This is a genomic window from Belliella buryatensis, from assembly GCF_900188245.1.
In the GTDB taxonomy this organism is placed as follows: Bacteria; Bacteroidota; Bacteroidia; order Cytophagales; family Cyclobacteriaceae; genus Belliella; species Belliella buryatensis.
On sequence record NZ_FZOK01000008.1, the window covers coordinates 161,898 to 179,563 of the forward strand.

15 protein-coding genes are annotated in these 17,666 nt (G+C 38.0%); 4 read left to right on the top strand and 11 right to left on the bottom strand.

The window, feature by feature from the left end:
- Window positions 1-181 precede the first annotated feature (181 nt).
- The gene (locus tag CHB66_RS09980) at window positions 182-766 is read left to right on the top strand and encodes a hypothetical protein (protein WP_089240457.1); all 585 of its coding nucleotides are present in this window, start codon (window positions 182-184) and stop codon (window positions 764-766) included.
- A 39-nt stretch (window positions 767-805) separates the two neighbouring features.
- Here CHB66_RS09980 and CHB66_RS09985 read toward each other — a convergent pair whose 3' ends face one another.
- The 7 genes from CHB66_RS09985 to accD form a co-directional block, all read right to left on the bottom strand.
- A complete protein-coding gene (locus CHB66_RS09985; RefSeq protein WP_089240549.1) occupies window positions 806-2,077 on the bottom strand; it encodes a pseudouridine synthase in 1,272 nt (423 codons plus the stop codon).
- Between the two features lie 90 nt (window positions 2,078-2,167).
- Entirely contained in the window at window positions 2,168-2,974 is an 807-nt protein-coding gene (murQ, locus tag CHB66_RS09990; RefSeq protein WP_089240459.1) for an N-acetylmuramic acid 6-phosphate etherase, read from the bottom strand.
- A gap of 1 nt (window position 2,975) precedes the next feature.
- Window positions 2,976-3,812, bottom strand: a complete 837-nt coding sequence (locus CHB66_RS09995; protein ID WP_089240461.1) for an N-acetylglucosamine kinase — start codon at window positions 3,810-3,812, stop codon at window positions 2,976-2,978.
- Between the two features lies 1 nt (window position 3,813).
- Window positions 3,814-4,044 (bottom strand): cytochrome b5 domain-containing protein, encoded by a 231-nt coding sequence (locus CHB66_RS10000; protein WP_089240463.1) that lies wholly within the window; start codon window positions 4,042-4,044, stop codon window positions 3,814-3,816.
- Window positions 4,045-4,046: 2 nt separating this feature from the next.
- Window positions 4,047-5,198, bottom strand: coding sequence for a formimidoylglutamase (locus tag CHB66_RS10005; protein WP_089240465.1), 1,152 nt, complete (start codon window positions 5,196-5,198; stop codon window positions 4,047-4,049).
- An 83-nt stretch (window positions 5,199-5,281) separates the two neighbouring features.
- Window positions 5,282-6,586, bottom strand: a complete 1,305-nt coding sequence (gene nqrF, locus CHB66_RS10010) for an NADH:ubiquinone reductase (Na(+)-transporting) subunit F (protein WP_089240467.1) — start codon at window positions 6,584-6,586, stop codon at window positions 5,282-5,284.
- Between the two features lie 141 nt (window positions 6,587-6,727).
- The gene (accD, locus tag CHB66_RS10015) at window positions 6,728-7,570 is read right to left on the bottom strand and encodes an acetyl-CoA carboxylase, carboxyltransferase subunit beta (RefSeq protein ID WP_089240551.1); all 843 of its coding nucleotides are present in this window, start codon (window positions 7,568-7,570) and stop codon (window positions 6,728-6,730) included.
- A gap of 254 nt (window positions 7,571-7,824) precedes the next feature.
- On the opposite strand from accD, the gene CHB66_RS10020 reads away from it, so the two are divergent.
- From CHB66_RS10020 to CHB66_RS10030, 3 genes are all read left to right on the top strand, one after another.
- Complete coding sequence (locus CHB66_RS10020) at window positions 7,825-9,432, top strand: carbon starvation CstA family protein (protein ID WP_089240469.1); 1,608 nt, start codon at window positions 7,825-7,827, stop codon at window positions 9,430-9,432.
- A 208-nt stretch (window positions 9,433-9,640) separates the two neighbouring features.
- On the top strand, window positions 9,641-9,862 hold the full coding sequence (locus CHB66_RS10025) for a hypothetical protein (RefSeq protein ID WP_089240471.1): 222 nt from the start codon (window positions 9,641-9,643) through the stop codon (window positions 9,860-9,862).
- A 67-nt stretch (window positions 9,863-9,929) separates the two neighbouring features.
- Entirely contained in the window at window positions 9,930-11,069 is a 1,140-nt protein-coding gene (locus CHB66_RS10030; RefSeq protein ID WP_089240473.1) for a 6-bladed beta-propeller, read from the top strand.
- 99 nt (window positions 11,070-11,168) lie between these two features.
- Here the strand turns inward: CHB66_RS10030 and CHB66_RS10035 are convergent, their stop codons facing one another.
- The 4 genes from CHB66_RS10035 to nusA form a co-directional block, all read right to left on the bottom strand.
- Window positions 11,169-12,284: a hypothetical protein gene (locus CHB66_RS10035; RefSeq protein ID WP_089240475.1), complete on the bottom strand. Its 1,116-nt coding sequence runs from the start codon at window positions 12,282-12,284 to the stop codon at window positions 11,169-11,171.
- A 285-nt stretch (window positions 12,285-12,569) separates the two neighbouring features.
- Window positions 12,570-13,109, bottom strand: a complete 540-nt coding sequence (locus CHB66_RS10040; RefSeq protein WP_089240477.1) for a hypothetical protein — start codon at window positions 13,107-13,109, stop codon at window positions 12,570-12,572.
- A gap of 291 nt (window positions 13,110-13,400) precedes the next feature.
- Complete coding sequence (infB, locus tag CHB66_RS10050) at window positions 13,401-16,349, bottom strand: translation initiation factor IF-2 (protein ID WP_089240481.1); 2,949 nt, start codon at window positions 16,347-16,349, stop codon at window positions 13,401-13,403.
- A gap of 68 nt (window positions 16,350-16,417) precedes the next feature.
- Entirely contained in the window at window positions 16,418-17,665 is a 1,248-nt protein-coding gene (gene nusA / locus CHB66_RS10055) for a transcription termination factor NusA (RefSeq protein ID WP_089240483.1), read from the bottom strand.
- Between the last annotated feature and the right edge of the window lies 1 nt (window position 17,666).

Genomic DNA, 17,666 nt, shown 5'->3' on the forward strand with positions numbered 1-17,666 from the left:
TTACTAACATAATCATTAATTTTTAAACATTTTTATTGTCAAATTTGTAATTAAAAAATGTAAGCAGTATGTTTGTACTGTCATCCCAAAATAGCTGGCCTCAAATTTTATGACTCAGCATCTGTTGAGACTTGAGGTTAATCCAAATAGTATTTCTTAAACCTATTAAACTTATACTACTATGAGATTATTAACAGCGCTCACGTTAGCTTTCAGCATTTCATTTGCTGCTTTGGCTGAAAAAAAAGAAACAGAAGGTACTGTCAAGCTTAGAAAATTAGACGACAGTAAAGTACAACTAATCTATGGAATCGAGCCAGAAAGTATGGTTACTGTGAAGATTTTTGACAGCAACAATACGCTGATACATGCGGATCAAATTAAATCTAAAAAAGCATTTTCAAAAGCTTATGACTTCTCTAAGTTGATCCCTGGTAAATACCAAGTAGGTGTATTCAGTAAAAATGGTGAAATCGATCACTTAGAGCTGAATTTGGCAAATGAAAAAGTAGAGCCAATAGTCTATTCAAAATTGGAGAAGCAGGAGAGAAACAAGTACAGACTACTTGTTAATGCACTCCTCCCTACTGACATGACTGTAGATATCTATGAAAACAATATCTTGATCTATTCAGAACAATTGAATGATACTAAAGGCTTCAAAAAAACTTATATTTTGGCTAATGGAGTAGGTCGTTCAAATGCAAACATAGAGTTTTATCTAAGATCAGAAGATGGGTTCTCTACCCTTCTTGCAGCAAAATAAAGAAAAAAGGCCTCTCAAGTTTTGAGAGGCCTTTTTTCTTTATTTGAAATATTTTAAGTTGATGACTTCCTTTTCTGTCAGGAATCTATAATTCCCCCTGGTTAAATCTTTTTTATCTAAGCCTGCATACATCACCCTGTCTAGGCCTTCTACTTCATAACCAAAATGAGCGAAAATTCTCCTTACGATCCTATTCCTTCCAATATGAATTTCCAATCCCAAAATTGTCCTATCTTTAGAAAGCACTTGCATGTCATTCACTTTCACAGGGCCGTCCTCTAGGTCAAAACCCTCTAAGATAACTTCTTCATCTACTCTTGTAAGTGGTTTGTCCAAAGTAACTTGATAGATTTTCTTGATCTGATTTGATGGATGTGATAGCTTTGCTGCTAATTCACCATCATTGGTAAATAACAACAAGCCAGTAGTATTCCTATCCAACCTTCCAACAGGGAATATTCTTTCCTTGCAAGCATTTGCCACCAATTGCATGACAGTCTTACGTTCCATTGGATCATCAGTCGTTGTAATAAAATCCTTAGGCTTATTCAACAATACATAGACCGGCTTTTCTGGATTAATGTTTTTCCCTTTGAAAGTAACCACATCTGACAATTGCACTTTGTAACCCATTTCCATGATCACTTGTCCATTGACCTTGATTTCTCCGTTTTGAATCAGATTATCAGCTTCACGTCTAGAACAAATCCCTGAGTTGGAGATGTATTTATTGAGCCTGATGGCTTCATTCTTGTTAGGAGACTTATTGAGTTTTTTCTCAATAACCTCAAAGTTATAATTCGGTCTTGGTTCTGCTGGAGCATCTGCTGGCACCACTCTACTGAACTTCTTCTTGGCTGATCTACCTTCAGCCTCAGCCCTTTTTACAGTTTCAAAAACTGGCCTTTCGTCCTTTCCTCTTCCTTTGTAAACAGTTTTGAACTCACCTGATTTTTCAGATGCTTTATTATCTTCATTTTTTCTATATGAAGGTTTTCCATAGGAGCCTGCAGGCTTTTGGTCAGAAGTTTTAGGAGTATATTTCTTTTTAGGATGACCTTCAAGGCTAAACTCTTTCTTCTCTGTTGGCTTAGTCTTTCCTGAATAAGCTGGTTTTTCTGTTGACCACCTTTTCCCTTTCGATTCGTCTTTTGTACTTCGTCCTTTATAGCTAGACTCTGTTTTCCCTCTTCCTTCAAAAGAAGTTTTCTTATCATTTCTAGCCGATGAAAAGTCTCTCTTTCCTTCTTTAGAACTTCCTGATTTTGATCTTTTTCTAGAATCTTGGTTTCGATTATTATCTTTTTTCATAGCATTCAGCATCTCTGCTGTATTAAATATTATTCCATATTACTCAATGACACTAAGTCGCTGAAAGCAAATGGGATGCAAAGGTAAGTATTATTTCTTATAAAATGCTTCTACAGCCGATCTTACCGAACCAAACTTGACTAGGTATTCTTTAGCTTTTTCCTCCTCAAGCCCAGTGGATTCGACAATCATTTTTGTCCCACGCTTCACCAACTTCTCATTGGAAAGTTGCATGTCGACCATTTTATTGCCCTTGACTCTTCCCAATTTGATCATGACAGTTGTAGAGATCATATTCAAGACAAGCTTTTGAGCTGTCCCTGCTTTCATCCTAGTACTACCAGTCACAAACTCTGGCCCTACCACCACCTCTATTGGAAATGCTACTGCCTCAGCTAGCGGAGAATTGAGATTACAGGTGATACAGCCTGTGAGAAGTCCCTTTTCTCTGGCTTGTTTTACACCTCCTATTACATAAGGCGTGGTACCAGATGCGGCAATGCCAATCACTGTGTCTTCAGCATTAAATCCAAATGCAGCAATATCATGCCATGCTTGAACAGGATCATCTTCTGCATTTTCAACTGCTTTTCTGATAGCCTTATCCCCTCCTGCTATGATACCGACTACCCAATCATGAGGCACTCCATAAGTAGGAGGACATTCTGAAGCGTCCAAAATACCAAGCCTTCCACTCGTGCCAGCTCCTATATAGAACAAGCGACCGCCCTTTTGCATCCTTGGAATGATCTGCTCAATCAAAGCTTCAATTTGCGGTAAGCTCTTACCAATAGCTTGAGGCACCTTTTGATCTTCTTGATTGATATTTTTGAGAATGGAAGCTAGGTCCAATAGCTCTAAATTGTCATATAGGGAATTGCTTTCAGTCGTGCTCATTTTATTGTTTATGATAAAGCGTCAAGCCCGCTATAGGACTTTCAAGGATTAAATTAACATGTATCCCCGCCTCTGCGGCTGCATTTCGAAGGATGTCACTATTATAAAATGCGATAGAGCCAACAAAGTTCACTTGCTTAATTTGCCAATCAGGATATTTAAAAATATACTTTTTGAAAAAATCTTGAAACGCATTATAAAAAAGTAAGTAACAATACGGATCAGATTTATATTTTGAAATAAACCTACAAAAACTCGCCATATATCGCCCTGCAAAAGGCTGTTTATATACTCGATCAATAATTTCGTTATAATCTAGGCTTAATTCCTCTTTTACCCTTTTGTAAATATCGACTGGCATCTCTTGATGGATGAAGTCTTGTAGAAATTTTTTACCAATGTAAGTTCCTCCTCCTTCATCACCCAACACATAGCCCGGAGCTGGTGTAGAATGGATAATTTCTATTCCATCATAATCACAGCTATTGGATCCAGTACCTAAGATACATGCTATACCAGGCTCTCTTCCACATGTAGCGCGTGCTGCTGCAAGCAAGTCATGCTCGATAAAAATTTCGGCATGATCGAAGATGGTTTTTAAAGAAGCTTCCACTTGTGATTTCATTCCTTCACTTGAGCAACCTGCACCATAGTAGTGGATGATTTCTACATCTTGCCCTATGTTCAATAAAAAATCATCCTTTAAGAGTTTAGTCATTTCCTCTGAACTTTGATAAGTGGGATTAAAGCCCACACCTCTATGCTGCTGAATACTACCATCAACTAAAATCAATCTCCAGTCTGTCTTACTAGACCCGCTATCTGCTATTATTTGCATATCAATCGATCAGGAATCCAATGGACTCAAATTTTTGAAATACTTTTTCTGTGTGTGGGGCATCCTTCAACTCATTCGTTAGATCCTGACCTGCCCAATGTTCATAATGCTTACCATTTTTCCAAAGACGAGAAGCAGAAACATCATATATAGTTCCTTTGAAAGCAACCCAAATTTCTGGTTTATCCTGCCCATTCCTAAGCGCAAGTTGCTGCTTGGTATACGCTTTCATACTCAAAATAATTTTAACTGCGCATTGATCCAACGCTCAGGAATCTCTCCAGATTGAGCCATTTGGTAATCCTTGTAACTACAAGGAATAATGGTGGTTCGATCAAACCTATCTATATCATTTTGAGGAATCTCCATCCACCACTTTTCACTTCTTTTACTTTTATAAAAGACTATTAATGAAGGATTTGAATCAAGTGATACAGTATATTTTGTATAATCATTGGATTTAAAGCTCAAGCTGTCCTTCCTATCATAAAATCCTTCAATAAAATACCAAATCATTGTAGCTATGACAGAAGCAGTCTTATTACGGGTATCATCATAATAAGGCTGGTAACCGTAGACACCAAAGGAACTTAGCTTTTCATTCATTCCTGCAAATCTGCAAATCTGACAAGCTTCCTCTCCTGTAAGTCCAAAAGGCTGTGCATCCGCAGCACCTGGCGCATCCGCAGATTGAATAGCAGCAACATCGAAGCTTAGCAAATCTGCATTTCTCACCAAAGGTTCTATTTCTTTAAAATTACTCCTTAGATTTCCAAGTCTGATATGGTCGAAGTATAACTTCTCCATCACATTGATCAGATCTTTATCTACCAAGAAACTCTGATATGCAAGATGAGTGTAATTAAAGAGGAAATTAGGCTGGTGAAGTATAATATTTTGGGTGTGGCTTTGATATGGTAATCCATCCTCTTCCATGTCAATCTTAGCATCAATAGTCACCATACTGACCAGTTTTTTCATTCCTTGATAAGAAAGGTACTGACCAAAATCAAGATCATGAGAACCACCAATGAAAATCGGGAGGATTTGCTTTTTGATCAAAAATTCTCCAATTGCTCTAATAATTTCGATAGATTCTTGAAGACTTTCTCCAATTCTTAAATCTCCTAGGTCTACAATTTTATACAACCCCTCTCCCTTTTTGAGCTGATAGAGCTTTTCCCTAATCTCAGTAGCTGCTCTTTCTATTGTATTAGCTTGAGGCATACCACGCTTTTCCTTAAGCCCAATGATGGCTAGCTGTACTCCTTTGATGTCAGGAAATGTTTCACCATAATAATGGATGTAATTAAAAAATGAATTGTGGGCATATTTTTGAGAAGTGATTTCTTCTGCAACTGGATCAAAGAAAGATTTGAGATTCATAAGTAAATGCTATAGCTAGTCAAAAATAATTAAAAAAATCAGAGGGAAATAAAAAAGTCCCGCAAATGCGGGACTCAATTTTTTTAACCTCCGAAGTCATCAAATCTGATGTTTTCCTGAGGAACTCCCATATCATCTAGAAGTTTCAATACCGCTGCATTCATCAACGGAGGTCCACATAGATAGAACTCTACTTCGTCTGGCTCTGGGTGATCTTTCAAGTAGTTATCATAAAGCACTTGGTGAATAAATCCAACGTACCCATCGCCTTCTTTATCGTCTAATGACTTTTTGATCTTCCAATTATCTTCTGGAAGTGGTTCGGAAAGACCTATATGGAAATTGAAATTAGGGAAATCTTTTTCAATATCTCTAAAGTGTGGAGTGTAGAATAGTTCCTTCTTAGATCTGCCTCCATACCAATAAGATACCTTTCTATCCGTCTTTTCAGTGTGGAAAAGATGGAAAATATGTGATCTCAAAGGAGCCATTCCTGCACCTCCTCCGATGTAGATCATTTCTCTATCAGTTGGGTTGATGTGGAATTCACCATAAGGACCTGAAATAGTCACCTTATCACCCGGCTTCTGAGCAAAAACATAAGAAGAACACACACCTGGATTGACATCCATCCACTTGTTATTCGCTCTATCCCAAGGTGGTGTTGCGATACGAATGGTCAACATTACGATATTTCCTTCTGCTGGGTGGTTGGCCATGGAATAAGCTCTGAAAAGCTCTTCATCATTCTTCATGACTAAGTCCCAAAGACCGAATTTGTCCCAATCACTCTTATAAACATCATCAGGGTGTCCCAACTCAGGATGTGGAGTGATATCCATGTCCTTGAAGTTTACAGTAGTCACAGGTACATCTATTTGAATATAACCCCCTGATTCGAAATCTAATGTTTCACCTTCGGGTAGTTTTACTTTAAACTCCTTGATAAAAGTGGAAACATTGTAGTTGGAAATCACTTCACATTCCCATTTCTTGATTCCGAAGATTTCTTCTGGAACTCTGATTTTCATGTCTTGTTTTACTTTCACCTGACAAGAAAGCCTTACTTTTCCTTGTTTTTCTGCACGGCTAAGGTGACCTTCTTCTGTAGGAAGCACTTCACCACCTCCATCTTCAATCACACACTTACACATAGCACAAGTACCACCTCCACCACAGGCAGACGGCAAGAAGATTTTCTTGTTACCCAAGGTGTTCAACAAAGTTGAACCAGCTGGAGTCACGATAGGATTGCTCTCATCACCATTGATGATGATTTTGACATCTCCAGAAGCGACCAACTTTGATTGGGCAAACAAAAGGATAAAAACGAGTAGCAGAATAATCAGAGTAAATGCTACAATCGAGGTAATAATTACTGAACCCATTTATTGATTGATTTTTACTTTTTATTTTTCAGTATTTGACCCTGCTTAGGGAACACAAATATATTTATAAATAGATAAAAACAGCCAAGATTTGATTGAATTTTGACCTTTTATCTAGTATTTACTTATAGTTTTAACTGATTAATTGTTCAATAGGTTTAGCAAAGTTGTCAATCTGTTTTTCAACTGTCTCCTATCGATGATAAAGTCCAAAAATCCATGTTCCAAAACAAACTCTGAACTTTGAAAGCCCTTTGGCAGGTCCTTTCCTATGGTTTCTCTGATCACCCTTGGGCCAGCGAACCCAATCAGAGCTCCTGGTTCAGCGATATTAAAATCTCCTAGCATGGCATAAGATGCTGTAACTCCGCCTGTTGTTGGATCTGTTAAAAGTGAAATATATGGGATACGAGCCTTATCTAACAATGCAAGTTTTGCGGAAGTCTTGGCCATTTGCATCAAGCTAAAACCTGCTTCCATCATGCGTGCTCCTCCAGACTTTGAAATCATCAAAAATGGAATTTTTTCCTTCAATGCATGATCTATTGCTCTAGCAATCTTTTCCCCTACTACCGAACCCATAGACCCTCCAATAAAATTAAAGTCCATACATGATACCACGATATCAATGCCGTTCATCTTCCCTACTGCCGATCTTACTGCATCATTCAATTCCGTCTTACTGATTGTGGCTTCTATCCTAGAACTGTAAGGCTTCGTGTCCACAAATTTCAATGGATCACCCGACTTCATGTCTTGATCTAGTTCCTTGAATTTATTACCATCAAACAAAATCTCAAAGTATTCCTTAGAGCCTATCTTTACATGATAATCGTCGTCTGGACATACATAAGAATTATGCTTCAGCTCTCTAGTATGAATGATGTTGCCTTTTGGGGTTTTGAACCACAGGCCATCAGGAGCATCTTTCTTATCCTCAGTTGAGGTTTTTATTCCTTTATCTGTTCTTTTAAACCAAGCCATATTATATTCTTGTTTGTTTCCTGAGTTAAAATCAGGGACTACAAATTTATAGGTTATATCCATTAAATAAAATTACATCACTAAGTAACTGTGATTCAAATAACTTAATACATTACAAACCAATTGATTGTCAGGTTAGTGAATCGTGTGATCCACTGATAATATTCTAAGAAATTAAGGAATCGACCTGAGATCTTTGTCTTTTGGACAAATAGCAGGATATTCAAAGCTAGATTAGTAAAAAGCTCAGTGCTATGACGATTTTAACCTTGCTTGTTATCTCTGGATTGATTCTGCTTTTGGCATATTTCATCTATGGTAGGTATGTCTACAATAAGTTTAAGTTGAATAAAGATAGACGGTCTCCAGCACATCAATTCAAAGATGGCATCGATTATATTCCAAGTAAACCAATTGTCGTGTTGGGTCATCACTTTGCTTCCATAGCGGGTGCCGGCCCTATCGTAGGGCCTATCATTGCTTTGACTTTCGGTTGGATACCTGCTGTGATTTGGATATTGGTTGGGGGAATATTCTTTGGGGCGGTGCACGATCTGGGAAGCATGGCTGCCTCCTTGAGGAATCAAGGCAAATCCATCGGCGTGATCATTCAAAACAACATTGGTTACAAGGGCAAACAGCTTTTTATCCTATTCAGCTTTTCAACTTTGATCCTTATCATTGGGGTATTTGCGGATATCATAGCCAAGACCTTTGTCAGCAATCCAGGAGTAGCATCGGCATCCATCTTATTTATCGGTCTCGCAATTGCTTTTGGAGCTATCAATAAAATGATTGGACATCGCGGAATAGCTTTCACGCTGTTATCAATTATCGGCGTGATTCTAATGTACTATTTTGTCTATTTAGGGATGAAGCTCCCATTTGAACTGAGCTATCAAGTTTGGGTTTATATTTTGCTAGCTTACGCATTTGTAGCTTCTGTTGCACCTATTTCTATGCTACTGCAGCCTAGAGATTATCTGAATAGCTTCCTTTTATATGGATTAATCATAGCTGCTGTGGTCGGGGTATTTGTTGCCAATCCCGAAATAGTCATGGATAATAAAGTCCATTTTAATTCAGAAAACTTAGGCTATATATTCCCTGTACTTTTTGTCACCATCGCTTGTGGAGCAATCAGTGGTTTTCATTCCTTAGTAGCGTCAGGCACTACTTCCAAGCAACTTGATAAAGAAAGTGATGCCAAATTGGTGGGGTTTGGAGGTATGTTGATTGAGTCATTCCTAGCGATCATTTCAGTAGGAGCTGTGATAATCCTCAGCAGAGCTGAATACTTAGATCAAATAAACCTGCTTGGACCTGTCCCACTTTTTGCCAATGGACTAGGTGGTATGATTTCAAGCTTGGGGTTATCTGAAACCTTTGCTGTTGGTTTTGTAGCATTGACTGTATCAGCTTTTGCTTTGACTACTTTAGATACTTGTACGAGATTGGCACGATTTACACTTCAGGAGTATTTTGAGGACATCAAGAGTCCTAAGGTTGCAAAAGTCGCTCAAAATAGATATCTGTCCACTTCGATCGTTGTCGTTTTAGCAGTTATACTTTTGGGTTCAGGAGGATTTAGCATACTTTGGCCAATTTTTGGTTCTGCAAACCAATTGCTAGCAGCACTGGCATTATTGACTATTTCTGTTTGGTTAATGAAGCAAAAAACCAATGCCACATTTGTGCTGATCCCGATGTTCTTCATGTTCACTGTGACATTGACTTCTTTGGCATTGTTTGCTTGGAAAAATTTTCAAAATGGGGGATATATTCTAAGTGCCATAGCAGTGATTCTGTTTCTTCTTTCATTAGCCCTGATTTTATTAGCTAGTAAAAGTCTGAAAAGATAGGTGTAAAATAGCCAAATTCTATCAAAAAAACCTGTATCTAAATGATCAATCGCCGTCTAAAAAAAAAAGACCTCTGATGGAATAATTTCAATCCTTTGGCTACATAAAGTTGTTGTTGAAAATTTTATAAAGTTACTTTAAAACTAACTTCGAAATCGAGCTCGATTTTGGCCAAAATCTTTTTAGTAAATCTAAATTCTTTATCAAAATGAAAAAGCTATTATTTGGAATTGCCAGTTTAGTATTGTTTACAAGCTTAACCATTCAGGCTCATACTATGCGATGGCAGCAGTTAAGGTGTACTGATGGTACTGAAGGTGTCTATGAAATCTGTTGGTATACAGGTGATGGAAATGAATGTGACACATATAGGGAGAAAACTAGAAATTGTGATCCTATTACAGATCCAGGAGATCCAATTATTAATTAATTACTAATACAAGTATTACTTTGGCCAAAGGAAAAAATCCCTTTGGCCTTTTTAATTTATTTCATAAATGAAAAATCTAAACACTTTAATCTTCCTTCTTTTTATCTCATTGGGTTGCCAGTCAAATAATCCAGATTCAACAATTAAAACAATCTCCATTGATCTAACTCAAGAAAAATCAGACATCAATCTTACTGATTTAATTAAACCAGATGTAGATATTATTCCTCTTGAAAATTATGATCAAACTGGAAACCCTATCTATTTCAGAGATATACATAAATTCCGTCATTATAAGAACGAATTTTACATGCTGGATTTCATTTATGGTCAACGCATCCTAGTATTCAATAATAATGGTGAATTTCAAAGAGCTGTAGGACACTTAGAGGAAGGTCCTGGAGGTCTTTTACAGGCTATGGATTTTGACATCATCAACGACACTATAAAAGTTCTTGATGTGGGAAGGATCCTCAATTTTGAACCTAATGGTAACTACATTTCATTGGATAAAATGGAGGGTTTTATGGCAAGCAAATTTATAAAATTTGAAATAGGGTATGCGTTTATAGGAGGTGGAAGAGATACTGATAATCTTATTCTAGCTAATAATGAAATCCGTCAAGAAAGTTCGTTTTTCCCATATCATACTAGGGCATTAAATGTCCTTTTAATTAACCCTATGTATTATTCACCTGAGGGTGATGCGATTTACAGACGACAACTTAATGATACCCTATTTCAAATCAATGATTTTGAAAGGCCAAGCCCTTACCTATATATTGACTTCAAACAAAAGAAATCAAATATCAATGAATTACTCAATAGCCCAAACCCAGAAGCAGCTATCGTAAATGCAGGTACTCAGTATTGCGAAATCCATGATTTTTATGAAACAAAGGAATATCAGTATTTGGCGTTTTCTGTTGAGGGCGAGGCTTGGGTGTATTTGCAATCAAAGAAATCTGAAAAATCTTTTCTTTATAAAAGAAACAATATAACAAATGACATCATGCTTGACCCATACGCATTTCCAGTTGGAGTGATTGGCAACAAGTTTGTTTTCAAGGCAAATCCACAAAATGTTTTGGCAGGAATAGAAAGCTATCAAGGAACGAACAATCATTTTGAAAAACTAAAAAAACTTTGGGCAAATATGGAAAAGGAAGGTAACCCAGTACTTTTTCTGGTAGAATTCAATTTTTAGTATTTCAATACCTTCATACCATATTTCGAGCATACATAACCCAAAAAGCTAAAGAAGTCGAGGTTAGGATTATTTTCTAACCTCGACCTTAGATCAATTCTAATCCAAATTATTAAACACCCCTTTTACTTGCTTCGGTATCCTCCAAGCCAAATTTACATTGACTAGATAATCTGCAAAGGCAGCATCTCCATGCCTTCGGTTTTCTGGAGTGGACTCAATGATGTCAGTCAAACTTCGTGTTCTATTCCTGATTAATACCACTGGAACAGTTAAAGTCGTGGTAAAATTACCCAACATGTAACTAATCCCCGGTTCAACAGAAACAATATATCCTGGTCTGCGAAATCCATCACTTCCTCCTATAAAATCTCTCACTGGAACCCCTTCTACTCTTCCTCCTAGCGAAAGTCCCAAGCCATGCACAAAAGATAATGGCTTGAATACACCTGCTCTGAATGCAAATTGGTCAGGTACACTCATGACAGCTTCTGAAGCTCTCGCCCTATTTGTTTGGGTTCCATTCGTATTTCTTGGATTGAACATATAGAAACCATCATAATACAAGAAAAAACTCTTAGGAAGATTCCAAATCCCTTGAGCATCAACTATAAATCCCCAGCCCCCATCACCTAATTGGATCGATTGATCCACTGGTCTGATTTCTGGCGATCCACCTGGACCTACATTATAGAATGTACCTTGGGCATTATAATCCCCTGTTGGTAGTTTTAGCCCCAGGCCTACTGCTGTGTTGCCATTTTTTGCTTTTTCTCCAGTCAGCAACCAATAGCCAGCACCTACGCGCATATCAGCTATTCCTTTTGAGTAGGTCATGTGCCTTGAGTTTCTACCATGCTCGTAGAGCGAACTTCTTTCATTATATGCGTAAGGAATTGAAGCAATCAGGTAAGCTCTATCTGTAATAGCATAACTCAAATTCAAATCCAAACCATGCGACCAGTTGATCACTTCAGTGTTGTTTTCTACTCTATGTGGGTGCTCCTCTCTGCCACTGAAATGTCTGAAAGATCTGAAATAACGATAATTTACACTGACATTCCATTCTCCTTGTTCAAGTACATTACCTTGACCGACTGCGTTGCCAATTGCAGAAAATTGTCTAATCGCTACACAGCCTTGCCCATTAACTTCATAGCTAAAAATTAGAGAACAAGAAATAGCAATAACCATTGATAGTAATAATTTTTTCATTTGATTTTTTGATGAGATAGATATTGAAAATGATTTTAAAAAACATCAAAAGTCAGTTACATGCCCTATCTAATATGATTCTTAGACAGGGCTATGTATTTATCACAAATAGAAAGTATGCCTCAGAATATACAGTCTTAGTATGATGAGAACACAAACCATAAGCAAAACACCCTTCTCGCAGCCAATACCATGAACAACAAACCCCTTTGTAAAAACATGGATAGCATATCAAGAAGCACTATTGTGCTTTTGGAAACTAACTGACTTTTAATATAAAGTTGACTAGACCAGTTCTGGAGGTGGACTGGTTTGATTCAAAAATTCCTCTGAATAATTTGAAAAAATAAACCCTTGATTATGGTGTAATTCATTACCACCGAATAGCACAAGGCTATGACTATCTGGCTTGAAGTAATCTTTGATAAATATCTTATAGATTAGCGAGTTATTACTTTCTCTAGGCATTTCGTCAGAAACCAATGAAGCAACCCATTTCTTCACAGCTTCATTCAGTCTAGTCTTGGATGTATCAACCACATAGATTACCTGCAAAGTATCATTAGCATATCGCTGTTTGATAGCGCGGTAATTTTGACCATTTTTCTCAAAAGGCGTATTGATTACTTGAAATTCTTGCTGATCCGACATGTAAGGCACGGCAAGTGGTATTTCCATCATATACTCTACCTCATTCTTCTCTTCAAAAACCCGTTCTGTCCATAGAGATTCTATTTGGAGATTGAAGGAATAATAAAAAACATGATAGCCAAAGTGATACAAGGCAAAAACACACAAAAGCGATATAGCTATTATTTTTTTCACTAGGGTAAGTTGAAATGGAAATCTAACAAAAAAATTTATTCTACACTATCTTAAAATAAAAAAATAAACGATAACCAAACAAATCATTGCAGTTCCATATATTTTCAAAACTTTCAGCCTATTGAATCGATCTAAAAACCAAAGCACAATCACAGGTCTGTATAAGCCTAAAATTATAAAAACTACACATAGCACAATTAAAATTTGAAGTAAAGTTATCAATGATGCCATCATCCTAAATGAAAAAAGGAACCTTCAAATGAAAGTTCCTTTATATTAAATTGCTGTATTTTATTTCTTACGCTTGATCTCTTGCATCATGTAGCCTTCGATTGTATCATCTATCTGAATATCGTTGAACTTCTTGATCGAAATACCACATTCGTATCCAGCTTTCACTTCTGCTACATCATCCTTGAATCGCTTCAACTGATCGATCTCTCCATCATGAATAACAATACCATCTCTGATAACTCTGATTTTATTCTTACGTGTGATATAACCATCCGTCACATAAGAACCAGCTACAGTACCTACTTTAGAGATCTTGAAGACTTCTCTCACTTGAATATTACCAGTGATGACCTCTTCAAACTCTGGCTCTAGCATACCCTCGATCGCATCTTTGATTTGATTGATCGCATCGTAGATAATAGAGTAATGTCTGATTTCGATCTCTTCTTGCTCAGCAAGTTTCTTCGCATTAGAAGAAGGTCTTACCTGGAAACCTAAGATAATTGCATCAGATGCAGAAGCTAAGAGTACATCAGATTCAGAAATCTGACCTACGCCTTTATGGATGATATTTACTGAAACTTCGTCCTTAGATAGCTTCAACAAGGAATCAGAAAGAGCTTCAACTGAACCATCCACGTCACCTTTGATGATGATGTTAAGCTCCTTGAAACTACCGATAGCCAAACGGCGACCGATTTCATCTAAAGTGATGTGTTTCTTAGTTCGCATGCTTTGTTCTCTGAGGATCTGCTCTCTAGAGTTTGCAATTTCTCTTGCTTCTCTTTCAGAATCATATACCTTGAAAGTATCACCTGCTTGAGGTGCTCCAGCTAGACCCAATACCTGTACAGGGGTAGATGGTCCAGCCTCTTTGAGTTTTTTACCTTTATGATCAGTCATGGCTTTTACTCTACCATAATGCTGACCTGCTAGCATTACATCTCCAACCTTTAAGGTTCCAGCTTGTACCATTACAGTTGCTACATAACCTCTACCTTTATCCAAAGACGCCTCTACTACTGTACCTACAGCGTTTTTGTTAGGGTTAGCCTTCAGTTCTAGTACTTCAGCTTCTAGCAATACTTTTTCCAACAATTCGTCAATACCTGTACCTACCTTTGCAGAAATATCTTGGGACTGATATTTACCACCCCACTCTTCCACTAAGAGGTTCATATTAGCTAGTTGTTCTTTAATTTTATTTGGATTTGCGTTTGGTTTATCAATTTTATTGATCGCAAAGATCATTGGTACACCTGCTACTTGCGCGTGGTTGATAGCTTCTTTGGTTTGCGGCATAATGTCATCGTCGGCTGCTACCACAATGATGGCTACATCTGTGATCTTGGCACCTCTAGCACGCATGGCAGTAAAGGCTTCGTGACCAGGTGTATCCAAAAACGCAATTTTATCACCATTTGTCGTTGTAACATCATAAGCTCCGATGTGCTGTGTGATACCACCTGCTTCATCTCCTGTTACTTTTGATTTTCTGATGTAATCAAGCAAGGAGGTCTTACCGTGATCGACGTGTCCCATGATCGTTACAATAGGAGCTCTATCTACAAGATCCTCTGGACTATCAACCTCTGCCACTGCATTTTCTTCTTCATCTGGCTTAGTGAATTCCACTTCATAGTCAAATTCATCAGCGATGATGGTGATTGCTTCTGCATCTAACCTTTGGTTGATCGATACGAACATCCCCAATGACATACAAGTTGAAATCACTTCATTGACAGAAACATCCATAAGGGAAGCAAGATCATTGGCCGAGATAAACTCGGTCACTTTCAATATTCTGCTTTCTTCTAAGCCATCTTCAACTTCTCTATTTCTTTCTGCCTTTTTATCCCTTCTATTCTTTCCTTTACCACCAGATTTACCTCCACCTTGTAGTCTGGCAAGTGTCTGCTTGATTTGGTCTTGAATTTCTTTTTGGGTAGGCTCAGCTTTTTGTACTCTAGTACCACCTGGGGTCGGCTTTCCACCTCTACTTTGGTTCCCACCTCTTCTATCTCTTGTGTTAGCGCCACCTGGACCTCCTGCATTTGGACCTCCTGATGGTCTATTACCACCTGCTCCTGGTTGAGCTGGTCGTGTCCCAGCAGGTCCGCCGCTAGGGTTTTTATCGATTCTCTTTCTAACTCGCTTCTTCTTGTCCTTATTCCTTTCATCAGAAGATGCTACTGGCTTGCCTTTTTTCTTAGACTTATCAGCAGGAAGTTCAATTTTACCCAAAACAGTTAGACCTTTCAAAGAATCTGCCTTTGCAGAAATTACTTGATTTGGTGCTTCTTTTGGTGCTTCTTTCGCTTCTTCCTTTTTAGTTTCTTGAACAGGTTTTACAGGCTCAGCTTTTGGTGCTGGCTTAGCAGGGGGAGTAGTTGGTTTTTCAGTTTTTTCAGAAGTAGAAACAGGTTTTTGTGATTTAGCGTTGTCTTGTTGCTGAGGCTTCACAGCCTGAGGTTTATTTTCTACTTTAGGAGTCTCTGTCTTAGGTTTTGCTGGCTCTACTGCCTTAACTTCTTCTTTTGGGGCAGGCATTTCTGCTTTAACTGGCAGAGGAGTAGGTGCAGTCTCTTTCTTAGGATTTAGATCAATCTTACCCAATACTTTGATTCCAGGAAGCTTTGGAGCTTCTGCTGCAACTTTAGGATCAGCTTCCTCTTTGGGAGGGGCTGGTTTTGAGACAGGGACTGCCTCCTTTTTCTCTTCTTTGGCTGGTTCGGGTTTTGGCTCCTCACGGGCCTCCGACTCAGCTTCGATCGTAAATGTCTCGTTATGACGCTTACCTATCGACAGATGAGATGCCTCTTCCTTCTCTTGGGCAGAGGACTTGAATTCCTTGGCCAGCAAATTATATTGATCCATGCTGATTTTGGAATTGGGGTTGTTTTCGACTTCAAAGCCCTTTTTAGCCATAGAATCCACCAATGTAGATATCCCTACATTGAGTTTTCTGGCTACTTGGCCCAGTCTCATCATTTTTTCTTCTGACATACGCTAAAAACCTATTTCTTAATCTTTGGCAAATATAAGACCTATATTTGGGTATTTAGGCCTTTATTTTATTGTTCAAATTCTTGTTTCAATATTCTGAAGATCTCATCAATGGTCTCTTCTTCCAATTCAGTTCTTCTCAGCAAGTCTTCTTTGCTTAGTGAAAGTACACTTTTTGCTGTATCTAAACCTGTCTTTTTGAGTTCGTCAATGATCCAGCCATCGATTTCATCCACAAACTCATCTAATACTACATCTTCTTCGTCTTCAATATCATTCAGCTCTCTGAAAACGTCAATCTCGAATCCCACCAATCTACTTGCAAGTCGAATATTGAACCCGCCTTTACCGATAGCCATAGAGACCTGATCAGGTTTAAGGAAAACTGAGATTCGCTTTTTGTCCTGATCTACCGTGATTGAGGTCACCTTTGCAGGGCTCAAGGCTCTGGATACATAAAGATCAAGATTATCTGTATAATTGATTACATCGATGTTCTCGTTTTGAAGCTCTCTCACCACAGCGTGGATCCTGCTTCCTTTCATGCCTACACAAGCACCAACTGGATCAATCCTGTCATCATAAGATTCGACTGCTACTTTAGCACGCTCTCCTGGTTCTCTGACTATCTTCTTGATGGTAATCAAGCCATCATAAACCTCAGGGACTTCATTTTCAAATAACCTTTCCAAAAATATAGGTGAGGTTCTTGACAAGATGATTCTTGGGTTTCCATTTACCATTTCCACCTTATGAACGATGGCTCTCACAGTATCACCTTTTCTAAACCTATCTTTTGGAATCTGCTCTCCTTTAGGTAGGATAAGTTCGTTGCCTTCTCCATCCATCAAAAGCACTTCTCTACCTAAAATTTGGTAAACTTCAGCAGATATAATCTCGCCTACTAACTCTTCATACTGATTGAAAAGCAAATCTTTCTCCAAATCCTTAATTCTTTGAATCAAGGTCTGACGAGCCATCATGACAGCTCTCCTGCCGAACTCTTCTAGTTCAATTTTCTCATAAACTTCTTCACCTACTTCAAAATCAGGTTCAATTTTGCGAGCATCAGTCAAGCTGATTTTGTCAAAATCCCAGATATCCTCAGAATTATCGTCTACAATTTCTCTGATTCTCAATATCTCAAGATCACCTTTGTCAGCATTGATGGTCACATCAAAGTTTTCATCGGTCTCATACTTCTTGCGAATCATCGCTCTAAAAACATCTTCCAGAATACGGATCATCGTAGGACGGTCCACATTTTTTGATCTTGCAAATTCTGCAAATGATTCTATAAGAACTTTAGCATCCATT

What these genes read in the sequence shown, in the direction of transcription:
- CHB66_RS09980 (WP_089240457.1), top strand. Translation starts at nt 182, where the DNA reads ATGAGATTATTAACAGCGCTCACGTTAGCTTTCAGCATTTCATTTGCT.
- CHB66_RS09985 (WP_089240549.1), bottom strand. Translation starts at nt 2,077, where the DNA reads ATGAAAAAAGATAATAATCGAAACCAAGATTCTAGAAAAAGATCAAAA.
- murQ (WP_089240459.1), bottom strand. Translation starts at nt 2,974, where the DNA reads ATGAGCACGACTGAAAGCAATTCCCTATATGACAATTTAGAGCTATTG.
- CHB66_RS09995 (WP_089240461.1), bottom strand. Translation starts at nt 3,812, where the DNA reads ATGCAAATAATAGCAGATAGCGGGTCTAGTAAGACAGACTGGAGATTG.
- CHB66_RS10000 (WP_089240463.1), bottom strand. Translation starts at nt 4,044, where the DNA reads ATGAAAGCGTATACCAAGCAGCAACTTGCGCTTAGGAATGGGCAGGAT.
- CHB66_RS10005 (WP_089240465.1), bottom strand. Translation starts at nt 5,198, where the DNA reads ATGAATCTCAAATCTTTCTTTGATCCAGTTGCAGAAGAAATCACTTCT.
- nqrF (WP_089240467.1), bottom strand. Translation starts at nt 6,586, where the DNA reads ATGGGTTCAGTAATTATTACCTCGATTGTAGCATTTACTCTGATTATT.
- accD (WP_089240551.1), bottom strand. Translation starts at nt 7,570, where the DNA reads ATGGCTTGGTTTAAAAGAACAGATAAAGGAATAAAAACCTCAACTGAG.
- CHB66_RS10020 (WP_089240469.1), top strand. Translation starts at nt 7,825, where the DNA reads ATGACGATTTTAACCTTGCTTGTTATCTCTGGATTGATTCTGCTTTTG.
- CHB66_RS10025 (WP_089240471.1), top strand. Translation starts at nt 9,641, where the DNA reads ATGAAAAAGCTATTATTTGGAATTGCCAGTTTAGTATTGTTTACAAGC.
- CHB66_RS10030 (WP_089240473.1), top strand. Translation starts at nt 9,930, where the DNA reads ATGAAAAATCTAAACACTTTAATCTTCCTTCTTTTTATCTCATTGGGT.
- CHB66_RS10035 (WP_089240475.1), bottom strand. Translation starts at nt 12,284, where the DNA reads ATGAAAAAATTATTACTATCAATGGTTATTGCTATTTCTTGTTCTCTA.
- infB (WP_089240481.1), bottom strand. Translation starts at nt 16,349, where the DNA reads ATGTCAGAAGAAAAAATGATGAGACTGGGCCAAGTAGCCAGAAAACTC.
- nusA (WP_089240483.1), bottom strand. Translation starts at nt 17,665, where the DNA reads ATGGATGCTAAAGTTCTTATAGAATCATTTGCAGAATTTGCAAGATCA.